The sequence below is a fragment of the Pseudomonas sp. B13(2017) genome (assembly GCF_002113245.1).
Taxonomy (GTDB): Bacteria; Pseudomonadota; Gammaproteobacteria; order Pseudomonadales; family Pseudomonadaceae; genus Aquipseudomonas; species Aquipseudomonas putida_Z.
Genome location: NZ_NEJX01000022.1, coordinates 1 through 17,874, shown reverse-complemented (window position 1 = coordinate 17,874; position 17,874 = coordinate 1). Strand labels below are relative to the sequence as shown.

The 17,874-nt window shown below is 65.1% G+C and carries 13 protein-coding genes; 5 read left to right on the top strand and 8 right to left on the bottom strand.

Annotated elements, in window-relative coordinates:
* The first annotated feature begins 113 nt into the window (after positions 1-113).
* Both CAG44_RS23310 and CAG44_RS23305 read left to right on the top strand, forming a co-directional pair.
* Positions 114-1,328, top strand: a complete 1,215-nt coding sequence (locus CAG44_RS23310; protein WP_025337646.1) for an MFS transporter — start codon at positions 114-116, stop codon at positions 1,326-1,328.
* Positions 1,329-1,842: 514 nt separating this feature from the next.
* Positions 1,843-3,000, top strand: coding sequence for an MFS transporter (locus tag CAG44_RS23305; RefSeq protein ID WP_085693082.1), 1,158 nt, complete (start codon positions 1,843-1,845; stop codon positions 2,998-3,000).
* 173 nt (positions 3,001-3,173) lie between these two features.
* Here CAG44_RS23305 and CAG44_RS23295 read toward each other — a convergent pair whose 3' ends face one another.
* The 3 genes from CAG44_RS23295 to CAG44_RS23285 all read right to left on the bottom strand — a co-directional run bounded on the left by CAG44_RS23295 (position 3,174) and on the right by CAG44_RS23285 (position 7,203).
* A complete protein-coding gene (locus tag CAG44_RS23295; RefSeq protein ID WP_085693081.1) occupies positions 3,174-5,648 on the bottom strand; it encodes a TonB-dependent receptor in 2,475 nt (824 codons plus the stop codon).
* Between the two features lie 96 nt (positions 5,649-5,744).
* Positions 5,745-6,701, bottom strand: coding sequence for a FecR domain-containing protein (locus tag CAG44_RS23290; RefSeq protein WP_085693080.1), 957 nt, complete (start codon positions 6,699-6,701; stop codon positions 5,745-5,747).
* Positions 6,688-7,203: a sigma-70 family RNA polymerase sigma factor gene (locus tag CAG44_RS23285; RefSeq protein ID WP_085592597.1), complete on the bottom strand. Its 516-nt coding sequence runs from the start codon at positions 7,201-7,203 to the stop codon at positions 6,688-6,690. The genes CAG44_RS23290 and CAG44_RS23285 overlap by 14 nt, the downstream gene beginning before the upstream one ends.
* A 172-nt stretch (positions 7,204-7,375) precedes the next feature.
* On the opposite strand from CAG44_RS23285, the gene CAG44_RS23280 reads away from it, so the two are divergent.
* The 3 genes from CAG44_RS23280 to CAG44_RS23270 all read left to right on the top strand — a co-directional run bounded on the left by CAG44_RS23280 (position 7,376) and on the right by CAG44_RS23270 (position 11,737).
* A complete protein-coding gene (locus CAG44_RS23280; protein WP_085592599.1) occupies positions 7,376-8,002 on the top strand; it encodes a DNA-3-methyladenine glycosylase in 627 nt (208 codons plus the stop codon).
* A gap of 209 nt (positions 8,003-8,211) precedes the next feature.
* On the top strand, positions 8,212-9,270 hold the full coding sequence (ada, locus tag CAG44_RS23275) for a bifunctional DNA-binding transcriptional regulator/O6-methylguanine-DNA methyltransferase Ada (RefSeq protein ID WP_025337652.1): 1,059 nt from the start codon (positions 8,212-8,214) through the stop codon (positions 9,268-9,270).
* 55 nt (positions 9,271-9,325) lie between these two features.
* A complete protein-coding gene (locus tag CAG44_RS23270; RefSeq protein ID WP_085693079.1) occupies positions 9,326-11,737 on the top strand; it encodes a DUF3772 domain-containing protein in 2,412 nt (803 codons plus the stop codon).
* Positions 11,738-11,848: 111 nt separating this feature from the next.
* Here CAG44_RS23270 and CAG44_RS23265 read toward each other — a convergent pair whose 3' ends face one another.
* The 5 genes from CAG44_RS23265 to CAG44_RS23245 all read right to left on the bottom strand — a co-directional run bounded on the left by CAG44_RS23265 (position 11,849) and on the right by CAG44_RS23245 (position 17,498).
* Positions 11,849-13,066: a DUF3422 domain-containing protein gene (locus tag CAG44_RS23265; protein ID WP_085693078.1), complete on the bottom strand. Its 1,218-nt coding sequence runs from the start codon at positions 13,064-13,066 to the stop codon at positions 11,849-11,851.
* 339 nt (positions 13,067-13,405) lie between these two features.
* A complete protein-coding gene (locus CAG44_RS23260) occupies positions 13,406-13,651 on the bottom strand; it encodes a hypothetical protein (RefSeq protein ID WP_024086246.1) in 246 nt (81 codons plus the stop codon).
* Between the two features lie 419 nt (positions 13,652-14,070).
* Complete coding sequence (locus tag CAG44_RS23255) at positions 14,071-15,501, bottom strand: aldehyde dehydrogenase family protein (protein WP_085693077.1); 1,431 nt, start codon at positions 15,499-15,501, stop codon at positions 14,071-14,073.
* A 13-nt stretch (positions 15,502-15,514) separates the two neighbouring features.
* Complete coding sequence (locus tag CAG44_RS23250) at positions 15,515-17,014, bottom strand: cytosine permease (protein ID WP_085693076.1); 1,500 nt, start codon at positions 17,012-17,014, stop codon at positions 15,515-15,517.
* A 94-nt stretch (positions 17,015-17,108) separates the two neighbouring features.
* Positions 17,109-17,498 carry a nuclear transport factor 2 family protein gene (locus tag CAG44_RS23245; RefSeq protein WP_085592610.1) on the bottom strand — a complete coding sequence of 130 codons (390 nt, stop codon included), beginning with the start codon at positions 17,496-17,498 and terminating at the stop codon, positions 17,109-17,111.
* Positions 17,499-17,874: the final 376 nt, after the last annotated feature.

The following is a 17,874-nucleotide window of genomic DNA, read 5'->3' as shown; positions in this document are numbered from 1 at the left end:
TTATATTGATAACCATTTTCAAGTGCGTCACGACAGCGGGATAAAAAAGGTAGCTATCTATCTATTTGTTTCCCGATAATCGGATCCCAAACTGCTGACGGAGATTCAGGCACATGGCTATCAGTAGCGCCTCAACGGCGCCCACCAGTGCGGCGGCGAGCCAAGCCACGCCGCTGGTGATGCGCATCATCGGTTTCTGCGCCCTGGCGCACCTGATCAATGACCTGATCCAGTCGGTGCTGCCGGCGATCTACCCGATGCTCAAGGCCAACTACGACCTGAGTTTCGCCCAGATCGGCATGATTACCCTGACGTTCCAGATCACCGCCTCGCTGCTGCAGCCTTGGGTCGGCTTTTTCACCGATCGCCGACCGGCGCCGAACCTGCTGCCGCTGGGCACCCTGTGTACCCTGGTGGGTATAGTGATGCTGGCCTTCGTCGGCAGCTTCCCCATGATTCTGCTGGCCTCGGCGCTGGTGGGGATCGGCTCGTCGACCTTCCACCCGGAAACCTCGCGTATTGCGCGCCTGGCCTCGGGCGGGCGCTTCGGCCTGGCCCAGTCGACCTTCCAGGTCGGCGGCAACACCGGCTCTGCGCTGGGCCCACTGCTGGCGGCGGCCATTGTCATTCCGTTCGGCCAGAGCCACGTGGCCTGGTTCGGCCTGGCTGCGCTGTTCTTCCTCGGCGTCACCCTGATGCTGCGTGGCTGGTACAAGGAGCACCTCAACCAGGCCAAGGCGCGCAAGGCAGTGCAGGCGACCCACGGCATTTCCCGCGGGCGGGTGGTCGCGGCGCTGATCGTGCTGGGCCTGCTGGTGTTCTCCAAGTACTTCTACATGGCCAGCTTTACCAGCTACTTCACCTTCTACCTGATCGAGAAGTTCGATGTGTCGGTGGCCAGCTCGCAGCTGCACCTGTTCCTGTTCCTTGGTGCGGTGGCGGCAGGTACCTTCTTTGGCGGGCCGATCGGTGACCGCATCGGGCGCAAGGCGGTGATCTGGTTCTCGATCCTCGGCGTGGCGCCGTTCACCCTGGTACTGCCGTATGCCGACCTGTTCTGGACCACCGTGTTGAGCGTGGTGATCGGCTTTATCCTGGCTTCGGCGTTTTCCGCGATCGTGGTGTATGCGCAGGAGTTGGTGCCGGGCAGCGTGGGCATGATTGCCGGGATCTTCTTCGGGCTGATGTTCGGCTTTGGTGGCATCGGTGCGGCCTTGCTGGGGTATGTGGCGGACCTGCGTGGCATCGAGTACGTGTACGAGCTGTGTTCGTTCCTGCCGTTGTTCGGATTGCTGGCGGTGTTCTTGCCAAGTACCGGCAAGCGCTGAGGTTGCCGGGGCTGCTTTGCAGCCCATCGCCGGCAAGCCAGCTCCCACCTCGACCGCATCGGCCTCAAGCCATGCGCAGTCCCTGAAGGAGCCTGGTTTGCCAGCGATGGGGCCAGTACAGGTAGTACAAGTCAGTTGCCCCCGCCTTGACCTCATTGTGCTCAGGCTGGTGCAATCCCTGTGGGAGCTGGCTTGCCGGCGATGGGGCGCGCAGCGGCCCCCGACGATTGACGGCCTGACACCCTTGGCCTAGAGTCCGCCTTTCCCCAACCACCTGCGTAGTAGTCAAAGCGATGTGCCGTACCCAGTCCCTGCCAAACGCCCGCCAGCCTGCTTTCCAGGCCCTGCGTCGCGCGTGGCCGAGCGATACGGTGCTCAAGCGTCGCCGCAGCGTGCTGTTTGCCTTCACCTTCTCGCCACACCTCGCCTGAACTGATCTGCGCTTTCGCGTCGCTCGCCACCTTGGCGTGCGCGCCTGTGTCTGCACGTCTTTTCGGTTTGCAAGGAGTGGTACATGAACATGCGTTTGCTGGCGGGCCTGTTGTTCGCCGTTTCGGTCGTGGGTTTCAGTTTGGGGGCCAGCCTGCCGCTGGTGTCGTTGCGCCTGCATGAAGCCGGTGCGAGCACCCTGGAAATCGGCATCATCTCGGCCATCCCCGCTGCGGGCATGATGCTCTCGGCGTTCCTGGTCGACGCCTGCTGTCGCCACCTCACCCGGCGCACCATCTACCTGCTGTGCTTCAGCCTGTGCACGCTCAGCATTGGCTTGCTCGAGTCGGCGTTCGGCTCGCTGTGGCTGCTGGCGCTGTTGCGCCTGGGCCTGGGGCTGGGCATGGGTATCGCCATCATCCTCGGCGAGTCGTGGGTCAACGAACTGTGCCCGGAGCACAACCGCGGCAAGATCATGGCCCTGTACGCCACCAGCTTCACCGGCTTCCAGGTGCTCGGCCCGGCCATGCTGGCGGTGCTGGGCGCCGACAGCCCGTGGATCACCGGTGTGGTCACCGCCTGCTATGGCCTGGCGCTGCTGTGCATCGTGCTGACCGTGCCCAACGACCATGTGGAACATGAAGAGGGTGAAAAGAGCTTCGGCCTGGCCGGTTTCTTCCGTGTGGCGCCGGCGTTGTGCGTGGCGGTGCTGTTCTTCTCGTTCTTCGATGCCGTGGTGCTGTCGCTGCTGCCGGTGTATGCCACCAGCCATGGCTTTGCCGTGGGCGTGGCGGCGCTGATGGTGACCGTGGTGTTTGCCGGTGACATGGTGTTCCAGTTGCCGCTTGGCTGGTTGGCCGACCGGGTGGAGCGCACCGGGCTGCACCTGGTATGCGGGCTGCTGGCGATGGCGATCGGTATCTGCCTGCCCTGGCTGCTGAACCTGACTTGGCTGCTGTGGCCGCTGCTGGTGCTGCTGGGCGCCGTGGCAGGGGGCATCTATACCCTGGCGCTGGTGCTGATCGGGCAGCGCTTCAAGGGACAGGACCTGGTTACCGCCAATGCCAGCGTGGGCTTGCTGTGGGGTGTGGGTAGCCTGGTCGGGCCGCTGGTCAGCGGTGCGGCGATGGATGTGGCGCCGCATGGTCTGCCCATCGCGCTGGCGCTGATGGCCGGGTTGTTCGTGTGCTTTGCCCGGCAGTCGTACCGGCGCGCGGGGCGGTTGCGGGCGGTGGCGGACTGACGTCCTCCAGGGCTGCGCGGTCCCTGTAGGAGCGGCCTTGTGTCGCGATAGGGCTGCAAGGCAGCCCCGGCGATATCTGCGGCGCTGCTGAGTCCCAGGGGCCGCTTTGCGGCCCTATCGCGACACAAGGCCGCTCCTACAGGAATGGTGCCAGCCGGTCAGGCAGATGCCTGTCAGAAACTCCCGCGCAGGGTCACCGACACATTGCGCGGCTCCCCCCAGTAGTACCCCGTCGCCGTGGTACCGATCTGCCGGTAGTACTTCTTGTCGAAGATGTTGTTGGCGTTCAGTTGCACTGAGTAGTTGTCGTTGATGCGATAACCGAGCATGCCGTTGTACACCGCATACCCCGCCTGGGTCGCCTTGGCCGTGCCGCTTTCGGAATAGATGTCGCTCTGCGCCTGCACGCCGCCGCCAATGGTCCAGGCATCCAGCGTGCCCGGCAGGCGGTAGCTGGTGAACAGTCGCAGCATGTGCTCCGGGTCGGTGGTGCGGATCGCGTTGCCATTGGTGGCTGCCGAGTTCTTCAGGTACTCGGTGGTGTTGTAGGTGTAGCCACCGGTGACCTGCCAGCCCGGCAGCACTTCGCCGGAAATCTCCAGGTCGATGCCCTCGCTGCGGCTCTTGCCCGAGGCGATCTTGCAGCGGCCGGTGGTGCCGTTGCAGCCGATCTCCGTGGACATGTCATCCACCGGCGTACCCACCTGGTTGATACGGAAAAACGCCAGGCTGGTGTTCAACCGGCCATCGTAGAACTCGCCCTTGATGCCCGTTTCGTAGGCTTCGCCGATGATCGGGTCGAGCACCGAGTTGTTCTTGTCCACCACTGTCTGCGGGCTGAATATCTCGGTGTAGCTGGCGTACACGCTGAAGTTGTCATTCAGGTCGTAGATCAGCGCCGCGTACGGCACGATCTTCTCATCGACGCTGAACTTGCCGTTTGCACCGGTGTTGTTTTCCTGCTCGTAGTCATACCAGTTGGCTCGCGCGCCGATGATCGCGGTCAGCGGTTCGGCCAGCGAAATGCGCCAGGTGGCGTGCGCGGCTTGCTGGGTGGTACGGGTGCGCACCGGGTGTGCGGTGATGTCGATGTCCGGTTCGGGCAGGCTGGTTTTCGGGTCCCAGTAGCGGATGTCGTACAGCCCGGAAATCACCCGGTTGGTGGCCGACGCGTAGGAATCGTTGCGAATCCGTTCGACGCCGACCATCAGCTCGTGGGTGCGGCCAAACAGGTCGAACGGGCCGTTGAGGGTGGCGCTCAGGTTGTTCTGCAGGCTCTCGCCGCCGTCGCCTTCGGTAACCTGGTATTGCATCAGGTACGGGTTGCCGGTGGGGTTCAGGTTGGCCGGTGCGCGCTCCATGTAGGTTTGCTTGAAGCCATGGTCGTCCAGCTCGAAGTGGGTACGCAGGGCCATCAGCTTCAGCGTCCAGTCGTTGTCGAAGCGGTGTTCCAGTTCGGCAAAGGTGTTCAGGTTGCTGCGGTCCCAGCGGTTCCAGTCGGCGCCCAGGTAGGTGCTGCGGCCGAAGGGCAGGGGGGCGCCGCTGGCGTCGGCGGGCAGGTTGCCCCAGGCGCCAGTGGCGTCGAGCTTGGTCCACTCGACACCGGTGGTCAGCGTGGTGCTGTCGTCCAGGTCGAAGGCCAGCGAGCCGCCGAACGCTTCCTTGCGCTCCATGCGCGAGTCCTGGAACAGGTCGCGGTCGTCATGCACGGCGATCACCCGCCCGCGTATGTTGCCGGTTTCGGTCAGCGGGCCGGAGATATCGGCCACGTAGCGCTGCGCATTCCACGAGCCCAGGGTCACGCTGCCCGTAGCCTGGAAGTCATGGGTCGGGCGCTTGCGCACCAGGTTCACCGTGCCCGACGGGTTGCCGGCGCCACGCAGCATGCCGGTGGCGCCGCGCAGCACTTCGGCGCGGTCGATGAACGCCGAGTCGGTCTGAATGAACGAACCCCCACCGCTGCTCTGCACCACGGTGGCGCCGTCATACTGGATGGCATCGATGGCAAAGCCACGCGAGTAGTACTGCACCCGCTCGCTGTCGGTGTAGTTGACCACCACGCCGGGTGTCTGCTCCAGCAGGTTGGTCAGGTTGGTGATGTTCTGGTCATCGATGCGTTGGCGGGTTATCACGCTGACCGATTGCGGGGTATGGCGCAGGGTTTGCGGCATCTTGCCGATGGTCACTTCGCCGGTAGTGTAGGAGCCGGTGTGCTCGGTGGTTTCGCCCAGGCGGTCGCTGGAAATGCTGGTCGCGCCCAGCTCAAGGGCGTTTCCCACATCCAGCGCCGGGATCAGCAGGAAGCTGGTTGCGCTTTCCTGCTGGACCTGCACGTTGCTGCCCTGCAACAGGATCGACAGCGCCCCTGCACTGTCATGCCGGCCCTGCACGCCGCGGGTGGTCTTGCCCTGCAGGCTGTTCGCGTCGAACGACAGGCTCAGGCCGCCCTGGCGGGCCAACTGGTCCAGTGCCGGGGCCAGCGGGCCGGCCGGGATGTTCCAGTCGGTCTGCTGGCTCTGGCTCTGGCTGGCCGTTGCAGCCTGGGCCATGGCTGGGAAGGCACCGCCAGTTGCCAGGCCAAGGCCGAACACGGCCGCGCGCACGGCACGGCGCAGCCTGTCGTTGCGAGGGGAACACGGGGCAATCATGAAGCGCTCCTGAAGGTTGTGAAGACCACTTTTCGGGTTTTGTTCCTTCAGGCCGGACGAGAATGAGATTCCACCTCATTTATTTTTAGAAATTTTTCAGGCCGCACCGATGCTCACCCAATAACGCGTGCGGTAGTCGACCCGCACCGGCAGGCTGCGGGTGAGCAGCTGCAGGATCTGCCCGGTGTCGGCCAGCTGGTAGGTACCGGACACCTTCAGGTCTGCCACTTCCGGGGCACAGCGCAGCAGGCCCGGGCGGTAACGCGCCAGCTCGGCGATGAACTCGCCCAGCGGCATCTGCTGCACGCTGAGCACGCCGTCGGTCCAGCCCCAGGGGTCGCTGTGCAGCGTCACCGCCTGGAAGCTGCCGCTGGCCCACACCTGCAAGGTTTCGCCTGGCAGCACCCGACGTGGCGAGGCCGAGGTGGGGAACAGCGTGACGTCGCCCCGGCGTACCGCCAGCAACAGGCCCTGGTCGTTCTCGCGCAGCAGCAGCTGGCCGTCGAGTGTGGCCAGTTGGCCAATGCGGGTGTCGATGCGGAACGGGCGGTTATCGTTGGGGTTGCTGTCCAGGCTCACCTCGCCACGCACCAGTTGCAGCCGGCGCTGCTCGGCGCTGTAACGCAGGTCGATGGCGCTGGCGGTATTGAGCTGGATGCGGCTGCCATCGCTGCCTTGCAGCTGGCGGCGTTCGCCGGTGGCAGTGCTGCTGTCGGCCAGCAGCTGGGGTATGCCCAACGGTTCGCGCGCGGCCCAGCCCAGGCTGCCGCCCACGGCCAGCACGGCCAGCAGCTTGAGGTGGTCGCGGCGGCTGATGCGCTGGCGCTGGCTGCCATCCAGAGTGCGGCGGCTCAGGCCCTTGGGCAGCCCGGCCAGTTCGTCACCGAGATGGCTGACCCGCTGCCAGGCCAAGGGGTTGTGCGGATGGCTGGCCAGCCAGTGCTGGAACTGCTGCTCGGTACGCGGGCAGGGGCTGTCGAAGCGCAACTTCACCAGCCAGTCGATGGCCTGGTCGACCTGCGCCTGCGCGGGCGCGCTGTCAGACGTCGGCATAGCGCAACCGGTAGCAGACGCCCAGGGCCTTGGCCAGGTCCCGCTCGACGGTGGCCCGCGACACACCTAGGCGCAGGGCGATCTGCACGATGCTCAAACCATCGAGCTGAGCCAGCAGGAAAGCCTGGCGGGCACGCGGTTTCAGCTGGTGCAGGGCAAGGTCGAGGCGTGCCAGGGTATCCAGGATGACCAGTCGATCTTCTTCGCTGGGCACTTCGGCTTCGGGCAGGTGAGCCAGGCTTTCCTGGTAGGCCCTCTCCAGCGCGCGGCGGCGGAACTGGTCGATCATCAGGCCACGGGCGATGCTGCTGAGGTAGGCGCGTGGCTCCTTCAGCGGCGAAAGCTGGCGGGCCCGCAACAGCCGCACGAAGGTATCCTGGGCCAGGTCGGCGGCATGCTCGCTGCAACCGACCCGGCTGCGCAGCCAGCCGCTGAGCCAACGGTGGTGGGCCTGGTAGAGCAGAGCGACCTCGGTCGGCTTGAGCGTGTCGTTGATCTGCATCTTGGCGAAGGCCCGGTCCTGTGGATATATGCGATTGTGAATAGTTCTCAATTCTATGCGGGGACGATGGCGCGGAGCAATGGCAGGCCAGGAATTAGCCGCGCAAGAACCGGCGTTTGCCCGATGAACGGCTGCGCTAAGCTGGACCTGCAATCGACTTGATGGAGGTGTCATGATCCGGGCCGACCTTTCGCCTGACGCGTACCGAGAGGCCACCGAATACCTGGCGGCGCTCGACCCGGACTGGTCGCGGCATATCGCGGCGACCGGGCCTTGCCTGCACCAGGCTACGCCGGGGCGTGAGCCTTACGAAGTGCTGGTACGGGCGATTGCCTACCAGCAACTGCATGCCCGTGCTGCCGAGGCAATTCTTGGGCGCTTGCTGGCGTTGTTCCCGGAGGCTGCGTTCCCAGGGCCGGAGCAGTTGTTGGCGGTTACACCAGAAACCATGCGCGCCTGTGGTTTTTCCGCGAGCAAGATGGCGACGATCCAGGGTATTGCCCAGGGCCGGCTGGATGGCCTGGTGCCGAGCCGGGAAGAGGCACTGGCCATGGCTGACGAGGCGTTGATCGAACGGCTGGTGGCATTGCGCGGGGTAGGGCGGTGGACGGTGGAGATGTTGCTGATCTACAGCCTGGCGCGTTCGGACGTTCTGCCGGTCGACGATTTTGGCGTGCGCGAGGGGTATCGGCGGCTGAAGGGGCTGGACAAGGCGCCGACGCCGGCGCAAATGCGTTCGCTGGGTGGCGGCTGGCGGCCATACCGTACCGTGGCGGCCTGGTATCTGTGGCGGGCCTGAGGTCTTGCACTGCTTGTGCCGGCCCTTTCGCGGGCATGCCCGCTCCCACAGGGATTTCCACAGCCTTGAAGGTCTATGCAGTACCTGAAGTTGTAGGTGAACCGGCCTCAAAGGCATGGCACAACATCCGAAACCGACACGGTCCCTGTGGGAGCGGGCATGCCCGCGAAGAGGCCGGCACAGGCAACAACCTATCTGGACATTTACCAATGAACCCCTACACCACCCCCGACCAACGCTGGCAAGCCGTAGAATCCCGCGAAACCGCCGCCACCGGCCACTTCGTCTACGCCGTGCGCACAACTGGCATCTACTGCCACCCCGGCTGCAAATCGCGCCTGGCCAAGCGAACCAACGTCGAGTTCTACGACACCCCAGCCGCCGCCGAAGCCGCCGGCTACCGCGCCTGCAAACGTTGCACTGCCACCACCAGCGCCAGCGCCACCCGCCACAGCCAGCTGGTCACCCGCGCCTGCCGGCTGATCGAAGCCAGCGACCCCGCGCCCAGCCTCGATCAACTCAGCGCCCAACTGGCCGTCAGCCCTTTCCACCTCCACCGCCTGTTCAAGGCCGAAACCGGCCTCACCCCCAAGGCCTACGCCACCGCTTTCCGTGCCCGGCGCCTGCGCGCGCACCTGGAAGATGGCCAGCGCTCTGTCACCGATGCCATCTATGACGCCGGCTACAACTCCAACAGCCGCTTCTACGAAAGCGCCGACCAGCGCCTGGGCATGCGCCCGCGGCAATACCGCGCCGGCGGCGCCGGGGCAACCATCCACTTCGCCCTCGGCCAGTGCTCTCTGGGCGCGATCCTGGTGGCCCAGAGCGAGAAGGGCATTTGCGCGATCCTGCTGGGCGACGACCCCGAGGCCCTGCTGCGCGACCTGCAGGACCAGTTCCCCAAGGCCCACCTGGTCGGTGGCGACAGTGCCTACGAACGGTTGGTCGCCGAGGTGGTGGGCTTCGTCGAAGCCCCGGCGCTGGGCCTGGCTTTGCCCCTGGATGTGCAAGGCACTGCGTTCCAGGAGCGGGTGTGGCAAGCCCTGCGCGAGGTGCCGGCCGGCAGCCGGGTCAGCTACACCGACATCGCCGAGCGCATCGGCGCGCCCAAGGCGGTGCGTGCGGTGGCCATGGCCTGCGCGGCCAACCACATCGCCGTGGCCATCCCTTGTCATCGGGTGGTGCGCCGCGACGGCGACATCAGCGGCTACCGCTGGGGTGTCGAGCGCAAACAGCAACTGCTCAAACGAGAAACGGCACTCTCCTGATCGCGTGAAGCCGCGTAGAATCCCCGCCAAATCGAATTGTAAAGAGGAATATTCGATGAGGCGTGTCAGCCTTGCCCGTTATTGCCCAGGCCTGATGGTTTTCATGGCCCTGATGCTGGCCATTGCCAGCCCGGCCTGGTCGGCCCCGGCCACGCCCTTGTCCAATCTGGCGGTTGCCGAAGCGAACGTGCTGGATGAAAACGCCAGCATCGAGCAGTTGAGCGATCGACTGGACCAGATCCGCCAGGGTGTCACCAGCGAGGCCAACGACGATCTGCTGTCGCAACTGCGCTTGGGCGCCATGCAGGTCCAGCGCCAGGCCGATGCGTTAAGTGCCCTGCGCACCACGGATGTGGAGAAAGTCGACGACAAGCTCAAGGTCATCGGGCCGGTCCAGCCGGACGAGGCCGCCACCCTGACCCAGCAGCGCAAGGAGCTGGAGGCCGAGAAGAAGGCCTTGGTAGCCCAACGGGACCAGGCAACCAAGCTGACCCAGTCGGCCCGCGACCTGTCCACGCAAATCGTCAACCTGCGCCGCAGCCAGTTCAACTCGCAGATCACCAGCCGCGCGGCCTCACCGCTGAGCCCGGCATTCTGGCAGAGCATCATTCGCCCCACCCAGGACGACGTGGCACGCCTGCGTGACCTGCGTGGCGAGACGGCCGATGCCATCGGCAGTGCCTTCAGCGCCGAAAATCGCTGGCTGTTCATTACCAGCCTGGTGGCGGCAATCCTGGTCTGGACCTTGGTGCGCCGCGTGCTCGAGCGCCTGCTGGCCGACGCCATGGTCAGCTGGCTACCCGAAGGCCGCCTGCGCCGCAGTGCGTTGGCGCTGGGCGTGAGCCTGGCAACCTTGGGTACCATCGCCGGTTCGGTCTCGCTGCTGCGATGGGGGCTGGAGAGCAGCGCCGAGCTGGGCGCCGATATCGCCAGCCTGGCCAACCATGTACTTGCCCTGGTGGTGTTCAGCGCCTTCATCACCGGCCTGGGCCGCGCCATGCTGATGCTGCAGCGTCCGTCCTGGCGCCTGCCGCCTATTCACGATGAAGTGGCCAGCGCCCTGGGCTGGTTCCCCAAGGTGCTGGCGTTGGCGCTGATGGTCATGATGACCATGGAACGCATCAACAGCGTGATCGGTGCCAGCCTGGCGCTGACCGTGGCGGTCAACGGCCTGACCGCGCTGGTAGTGGCGGTCACCTTCGCCGGTGCGCTGCTGCGTTACCGCCGCACCCTGCGCAAGCATGGCCTGGAGCGCCCCACGGGCCTGGCCGGGCTGATCCCGTTCGTGATGGTAATCTGGCTGACGTTGATCCTGCTGGCCCTGCTCGCCGGTTACCTGACACTCGCCTACTTCCTCACCGCCAAGCTGCTGTGGGTCAGCCTGGTGATCACCTGTGCCTACCTGCTGACCACGTTCTTTGGCGACCTCTGCGAAACCCTGCTGTCGCCCCGCCAACCCGGCGGCCTGGCGCTGGCCTCGACCCTGGGCCTGGCGCCACGTCACCAGGCGCAGGCCAGCACCATCCTGGCCGGCATCGGCCGCACCGTGGTGCTGTTCCTGGCGTTGTTGCTGGCACTGATGCCATCGGGCACCAGCCCCAGCGAGCTGTTGCTGAGCCTGGGTGATTGGGACGAGACCGGCGGCAAGCTGCTGGGCAACATGAACATTGTCCCCCAGGACATCCTGCTGGCAGTGGTGATGTTCCTCGGCGGCCTGTTCGCCATCCGCGTGGTCAAGCGCTGGCTGAGCGATCGCCTGCTGCCGGAAACCGACATGGACGCCGGCATGCGTGCCTCGCTGGTGACCCTGGTGGGTTACCTGGGCTTCATCTTCCTGGCCATGCTGGTGATGTCGACCCTGCGCATCAACCTCACCAGCCTGACCTGGGTGGTCAGTGCCCTGTCGGTGGGTATCGGTTTCGGTTTGCAGCAGATCGTGCAGAACTTCATCTCCGGCCTGATCCTGCTGACCGAGCGCCCGGTCAAGGTGGGCGACTGGGTCAGCCTGGCGGGCGTCGAGGGCGACATTCGCCGTATCAACGTGCGCGCCACCGAGATCCAGATGTCCGACCGCTCGACGGTTATCGTGCCTAACTCACAGTTCATCTCGCAGAACGTGCGCAACGTGACCATGGGCAATGCCCTTGGCGTGGTTGGCATTACCCTGACCATGCCGCTGGAGACCGATGCCAACCGCGTGCGTGAACTGCTGCTGGCGGCTTACCAGGAGCACGAGGCGATTCTGGATGCGCCGGCCACCTCGGTCACCTTCAAGGACCTGACCAGCAGCGGCATGGTGATAGGTGTGAGTGGTTACGTGGCGGGGCCGCGGCAGGTGTCCGGTACGCGCAGTGACCTGTTGTTCACCATTCTTGGGCGCCTGCGTGATGAAGGTATTGCCCTGTCGTCGCCGCAGAGCATGGTGTTGGTGCAGGAGGGCGCTCGCTCGGCTGACGAGTCGGTGTGAAGCCAATCGCCGGCAAGCCGGCTCCCACAGGTACTGCGTATGGCTTGAAGTCGACGCGGTCCTTGTGGGAGCTGGCTTGCCGGCGATTGGGCTGCAAAGCAGCCCCCAGCCTCAATGCTGCTTGGCCTGCCTGATCCTCAGCAAAATCACCAGCAGCACCAACAGCACAGGCGGCGCCATGGCCAACAGCCCATCCCGCGCCGTCAGCCCCAACCCCAGCACATTCAGCCCGCCATACAGCAGCTTGAACAGGTTCAGCAGGTAGTAGGTGATGGCGATGATCGACAGCCCCTCCACCGCCCGTTGAATCTTCACCTGGGCATCGGCCCGGGCATTGAGGCTGCGCAGGATCTCGGCGTTCTGTTCTTCCATCTCCACCTGTACCCGCGCCTGCAACAGGTCGCCCAGGTTGGCCACATTCTTCGCCAACTGCTCCAGGCGCTGCTCGGTGGCCGCGCAGTAGCGCACGGTCGGTTTGAACCGGCGTTCGATGAACACCCCCAGGCGCTGGCAGTCGCCCACATGGCTTTCCCGCAGCTCGCCCAGGCGCTCGAACACCAGTTGCGCATAGGCTTGCGTGGCGCCGAAGCGGTGGCGGGTTTTCACCGTGCGGCTGACCACCTGGCGTGACAGGTGGGCAATGGCCTCCAGCAACCCTTTGGAATCATGGCCATCGACCCCGGCACTGCGCTCCGAGAGGCTGACCAGGGTCTTGTCGAAGGCATCCAGTTCCTGGCTCAGGTCCTTGGCCGTGGTCAGGGTCAGCGAGGCCATCATGCGGTAGGTCTCGATCTCCAGCAGACGGCGGATCATGCGGCCCTGGCGGTAGGCATTGAGGCGACGGTTGATGAACAGGAAGCGGTTGGTGCCGTCCTCGGTCAGGCGAAAATCGCTCCACACCACCGCATCGCCACCGCCGACGCAGGAGCCGCACGGGTCCTTGAAACCGTAGTGGGGCAGGTCCAGTTCCTGTTCGTCACGGACCAGCACCTGCACCGCATTGATCACTTGCGCCGCTTGCGGGGCGATAGCCTCGGCCAGCACCGGCGGCAGCGTTTGCCACTCGGTGTCGGCGGCAGTGCAGGGCACCACCAGGGTCAGGGTGAAGAACTCGGTGTGCCGTTCCCACTTGAACGGATGGCCATCCAGGCGGGTGATGCCTTGGGCGGCTGCGGTGCCCAGGGCATCCGGGCAGCAGCGTTGCAGCAGTGCCGCACAGGCAGCATCGGCGCCGAGCAAGGCCAGGTGGAAGACATGCGCCGGGCCGTCGAAATACAGCGACGGGCGGGCGTGCAGTTCGTTGTGCAAGGCGGTGCGTTGAGGGTGCATGGGTGGTCCGGCCTGGTGTTGTGATTGTGGGGGTACCAGGAAGTGGGACTTTGCAGGGGGCGGGGAAAGTCACGCGGGCGCAGAGTTTTGTGTCGCCTGTGCCAGCTCTTCGCGGGCTTGCCCGCTCCCACAGGTACGGTGCTGCCCTTCAGGCTGCGCTATCCCTGTGGGAGCGGGCGCGCCCGCGAACACCGGCGGAGCCGGTGCCAGGCACCGCGTCGGATTCTTCGCGGGCTTGCCCGCTCCCACAGGTACGGTGCTGCCCTTCAGGCCTGCGCTATCCCTGTGGGAGCGGGTTTACCCGCGAAGAGGTCGTGAGCCCGGCATCAATTCCAGGCCTTACTCGCGGTTCAACAGCAACTGGTTGAGCGCCCGGGTCATTTGCACGTTATGCACGGTATTGACCAACAACCCGATGCCCGGTTCGCCAGCGTTGGCGCAGATGTATTCGTCGAGGGTGTCCTCAATGCCAAGCAGCAACTGCGAGACGTATCGCAGTGCCTCGGGTGAGGGCAAGTCGTTGTTGATGGTGTAGAACGGGCGGGAGCCAGGTTTTACAGGTGGATCGGGCACAAGTTTATTCATTGCGTTTCCCTAGGTCGGTCAGGAGCTACCACCCCATTCCCTCTCACAGGATCGGGTGGCAGCCGTACGCGGGGTGAGAGACCGGAGACCTAGGAACCCGGCCAGGACCAAGCCTGCCCGCGCACAGCTACCGTTGAGGTTGCAACCAGATCAGCACGGGCTCTCACACCCGGTCGCCATTTGTGACGACCCAGGGAAATTAGCCCTGATGCTCCTGTTCAACAACAGAGAAACGGCTGCGGCGCGGGTAGGATAATTCCCAAGCTACTTCCAGCTGAAGCATTTGGTTTCAGGTTGGGAAAAGTCTTACATCTGAGGGGCCAAGGCGAGGGCTTCGCCCTCGATCGCCGGCAAGCCAGCTCCCACAGGGATGGCACAGGGCTTGCCGGCGAAAGGGCCGCAAAGCGGCCCCGGAAATCTCAACCCAGACAGCGTGTCACATGCTTGACCGACTGGTAGGCCGACAACCCCCAAGGCCCCAGCTCACGCCCGATCCCGCTACCCTTGGTGCCACCCCACGAGGTCTCGACGAACACCGCCTGCACCGAGTTGATCCAAACATGGCCAACCTCCAGCGCATCGGCCACCCGCTCGGCGCGTTCCAGGTCGGCGGAGCACACCGTAGCCACCAGCCCGAAGCGGCTATCGTTGGTCTCGGCAATCGCCTGTTCCTCGGTCGCAAAGCGACGCGCGCACAGCACCGGGCCAAAGATTTCCTCGGTCCACAGGCGGCTGTCTTTCGGCACATCGGCATACAGCGTCGGGCTGACGAACCAGCCCTCCCGGTCCAGCGCCTTGCCACCGGCCAGGCACTGCAGGCCTTCCTCCCGCGCCGTGGCAAAGTAGCCGGCCACCTTCAGCCACTGCGCCTGGCTGGTCAGCGGCCCCATGTCGACTTCTTCGGTCAACGGATTACCGACCCGTAGCTGTTCCAGTGCGGCCTGCAAACGCGGCAGCAATGCATCGGCAATGCCGTCCTGCACCAGCAGCCGCGAAGTGGCCGAGCACATCTGCCCGGCGTTCCAGGTAATGCCGGCGACGATCCATTCCACTGCCTGGCCCACGTCGCAATCATCGAACACCACGATCGCCGACTTGCCGCCCAGCTCCAGCGTCACCGGCCGGCACTGCGCCGAAGCGCTGCGCATTACCTGGCTGCCGACACTATTGCTGCCGGTGAACGACAGCTTGTCCAGGCCATTGTGGTTGCTCAGTGCAGCGCCGGTCTCGGCCTTGCCGTTGACGATGTTCAACACCCCGGCCGGTAGCCCCAGGGCATCGGCGATCTGGCCGTAGGCCTGTTCGATCAGCGGGGTGACTTCCGATGGCTTGAGCACCACGGTGCAACCGGCGGCCAGGGCCGGGGCGAGCTTCCAGGCGCTGGTCACCAGCGGGAAGTTCCACGGCACGATCAGGCCGACCACGCCCACCGGTTCCAGGCGGGTGCGAGCGCTGAAACCCGGCGCAGCCAACGGCACATCACGGTTCTTCGATGGCAGTTGCTCGGTCAGTTCGGCGTAGTAGCCGAAGGTGGCGATGGCGTCGTCCAGGTCGATTTCCGCCTCGTGACGTGGCTTGCCGTTGTTGCGCATCTGCAAGGCGATCAACGCTTCACGGCGCTGCCCGAGCTGTTCGGCAAAGCCGCGCAGGTAGGCGGCGCGTTCGCTGGCGCTGGTGTTTTTCCAGGCGGGCAGGGCGCCACGGGCAGCGGTCACGGCCTGGTCTACCTGGGCGACGCTGGCAGCCATCAGTTCGGCAAACGGTTGCCCAAGGGCCGGGTCATTGACGCTGATGCAGTCGCTGCCCTGGCCTTCGACCCAGCGGCCGGCAATGTAGTGGGAAGTGGTCATGGTCGTTTTCCAGTCAGGCCATTTCGGCGGTGGTTACCGGCGTGTGCGCGGTGCTTTTGCAACGCACCCAACGCGGGCCCTGGGGGCCATACACGCCGGCAGGTTCGGGGAACAGGTTGAGCAGCAGCAGGTACAGCACGCCGGCCAGCCCCAGGGTGACCGGCAGGCTCAGGTCGATGCCGCCGGCCAGGTCGCCCAGCGGGCCGACGAACTGCCCTGGCAGGTTGACGAAGCACAGGCCCACCGCCGCGCTGGGGATCCACGCCCCCATGCCGCGCCAGTTCCAGCCATGCAGGAACCAGTAGTGGCCGCCACGCTGGCCGCGGGTGAACACCTGCAGGTCGTCGGCATGGTAGAAGCCGCGACGGGTGATCAGGCCGAGGATCATGATCACCATCCACGGGCTGGTGCAGGTGATGATCAGCACGGCGAAGGTCGACACGCTCTGCACCAGGTTGAAGGTGAAGCGGCCGATGAAGATGAAGCCGATCGCCAGCACGCCGATCAGCAGTGTGGCGCCGGCACGGCTGAGCAGGCGTGGGAACACGCTGGACATGTCCAGGCCGGTGCCGTACAGCGCCGTGGTGCCGGTGGACATGCCGCCGATTACCGCAATCAGGCACACCGGCAGGAAGAACCAGCTTGGCGCCACCGCCAGCAGGCCACCGACGTAGTTGTTGGCGGCGATGTAGTCCGGTGCCTGGGTGGCCACCAGGGTGGCGGTGCACAGGCCGAACAGGAACGGGATAAGTGTCGCGCCCTGGGCCGCGATCACCGCCAGCATGATGCGCGCCTTGGGCGTTTCACGCGGGATGTAGCGCGACCAGTCGCCGAGGAACGCACCGAACGACACCGGGTTGCTCATGGCCAGGATCGCCGCACCGACGAATGCCGCCCAGAAGCCCGCCTGGCCGAGGTTTACGCTGCCCGCGTAACCGGCATCGAACGGCCCGGCAAAGGCAACGATGCCCAGCAGGAACAGCAGGCTCGAGGCCCACACGGCGATCTTGTTGACCCACAGCATGAAGCGGAAGCCGAAGATGCACACCACCAGCACCAGCACCGCGAACAGGCCATAGGCCAAGCCCAGGGTCAGGTCGGTTTCCGGCAGGCCGGCCAGGCGCTTGGCGCCGCCGACCAGGGCGTCGCCCGAGCTCCACACCGACAGCGAAAAGAACGCCACCGCGGTGAGCAGCGACAGGAACGAACCGACGATGCGCCCGTGCACGCCAAAGTGCGCCCCCGACGACACCGCGTTGTTGGTGCCGTTGAGCGCGCCGAACAGGCCCATGGGCGCGAGGATCAGCGCGCCCACGCCGACGCCGAGCAGGATCGCCCACACGCCGGCCTGGAACGACAGCCCGAACAGCACCGGGAAGCTGCCCAGCACGGCCGTGGCGAAGGTATTGGCGCCGCCGAAGATCAAGCGGAACAGGTCCAGCGGGGAGGCGTCGCGTTGATCGTCGGGGATCTGTTCGACGCCGTTGGTCTCGATACCGGTCGAGTGGCTCATGGTGATGCTCCAGCGCGGTTGTTGTGGGCCGGCGCAGTACGCGGGCCTTATTGTGGGTGCGATGGCAGGGCGGCAGGGCCGCGTAAATGGATGATCAGGCCGGCGATACGACCGACAGGTGCTCGTGGCAGGCCAGCCACCTTTCGCCGTGGCGGCGGAAGACAATGGTTTCGCGCTCGCTCAACTGGTGTTCTTCGCCGGAGATGCGGATGTGCGTGGCCACATCATGCATGAAGATCGCCACGTCACCTTGCAGGCTCACCTGGGCATTGCCCGATTCGCAGGCGAGCACCGCAAACCCGTCGGCCTGCCACTGGGCCCAGAGTTGCTCGTAGGCATGGCGCGACAGCAGCGGTTGCGGCAGGGTGTGGAAAAGGAAGGTGGCGTCTTCGCTGAAGCAGGCGAAATAGCGAGCAGTGTCGTTGCTGGCGAACGCCGCAACGAGGTCGGCGGCGGCTTGCCGTACCTGGAGTGTCTGGTCCACGGGAGTGGCCTCACGGTTCTTGTGATTGTGGTGAAGCGATTCTGGTAGCGGTTGGCGAGGGGAAAAATCGCTGCGGGCAAATAATCAGTTCAGGAATTTGTGAAGTGATGGCTGCGCTTTCTCAGGTTTCGCACTGCGCACCCTGTGGGAGCGGGCGTGCCCGTTCTCATAAGGCTGTACATAACTCATTGAAAGCAGGGACCCTGTGGGAGCGGCTTTAGCCGCGAACACCGGCGCAGCCGGTGCCATGCACCGCGTTGGGTTCTTCGCGGCTAAAGCCGCTTGTATGGTGATACTCGAAGGGGTGGTGGGACGAAAAAGCCGAATCTGACTGTTCACAGCAGTACAGACCGTGGGAGAACTCGCCCCACCCCTT